The organism is Kitasatospora sp. NPDC093558, from assembly GCF_040683475.1.
Classification (GTDB): domain Bacteria; phylum Actinomycetota; class Actinomycetes; order Streptomycetales; family Streptomycetaceae; genus Kitasatospora.
The window spans coordinates 1-1,052 of sequence record NZ_JBFBDY010001393.1; the positions used below are offsets into that span (position 1 = coordinate 1).

Genomic DNA, 1,052 nt, shown 5'->3' on the forward strand with positions numbered 1-1,052 from the left:
GGCGGCGACGGCCCGGCGCACCCGCTCCTCGACCAGGGCGAGCCGCTCCAGCAGGTGGGCGAGGCCGGGACCGGTCACCGCACCCTCCGCCGGCGCGGCGCAGCCGATTCCGCCGCGTCTGATTCCGCTGCGGTGTCGGGGAGTTCGCCGCTGCGCAGCACCAGGCCCTCCCGCACGGGCGGCCCGGCCCGGTAGACCGGGGCCACGGCGAAGGGCGCGCTCACCACGACGTCCAGCGAGGGCTTGAGCTCCCCGCCGAGGGCCGTCCAGACGTCCGCGAAGGCCCGGTCCTCGGGCGGCGGCAGGGCGATGGCGACGGGGACGGGCAGCCCGGTGGCGGCGAGCGTCGGGCCGAGGGCGGCGGACGGCAGAGCGGTGTGCCGCAGGAAGCACGCGAGCAGCGCGGACAGCAACCGGTGTTCGTCCTCGGGCCGTTGGGTCCACGCGCTGATCAGGTAGGAGAGCTTGAAGTAGCGGGGCGGCAGGGTCCGCGCGACGACCGTGCCCCGTTCGTCGTAGACGTTCTGCCGCCCCCGGGAGCCGCGCCGCAGGTCCTCCCTGATGTCGTACAGGTAGAGGTTGACGGTGGGGGTGTTGCGCCGGGCCGCCCAGTCGCGGGTGGGCGCGTCGAAGACCAGCTCGACGTCCGTGCCGTCCAGGGCCTCGGACCGGACGAGGGCGCGCAGCGACTCGTCGACCTCGTGGATCACCGGGTCACCGCCGCTCCTGGTACTGCTGGGGCTGGAGGACGCCGGGCACGACCACGAAGCCGGTGCGCACCTCGCCGAGGGCGGGCAGGTCGGGCAGCGTGGCGATCAGCTCGCGCGGGCCGAGGGTGTCCTGGGCGAGCGCGAGGACGGGCGCGGTGAAGGTGCCGTCGGGGGCCGCGGTGACCGGGGCGGCGGCCGCGGTCACGCCCGCGCTCCAGCGCAGGCGGACGGTGGCGCCGGGCGGGAAGCCGGTGCCGTGGGCGAGGGTGACGAGCCCGGGCGGGCCGACCTTCGGGTCGAGCGTGACGGCGGGGTCGACGACGGTCAGGGTGGCGGTGGCGG

1 protein-coding gene and 1 pseudogene are annotated in these 1,052 nt (G+C 76.6%); both read right to left on the reverse strand.

Going from position 1 to position 1,052, the window contains the following annotated elements; translation table 11 throughout:
- Window positions 1-74 precede the first annotated feature (74 nt).
- The gene (locus tag AB0O00_RS41260) at window positions 75-710 is read right to left on the reverse strand and encodes a DUF4255 domain-containing protein (RefSeq protein WP_363659784.1); all 636 of its coding nucleotides are present in this window, start codon (window positions 708-710) and stop codon (window positions 75-77) included.
- A 4-nt stretch (window positions 711-714) separates the two neighbouring features.
- Window positions 715-1,052 (reverse strand): annotated as a pseudogene (locus AB0O00_RS41265) (hypothetical protein); the annotation flags it as partial.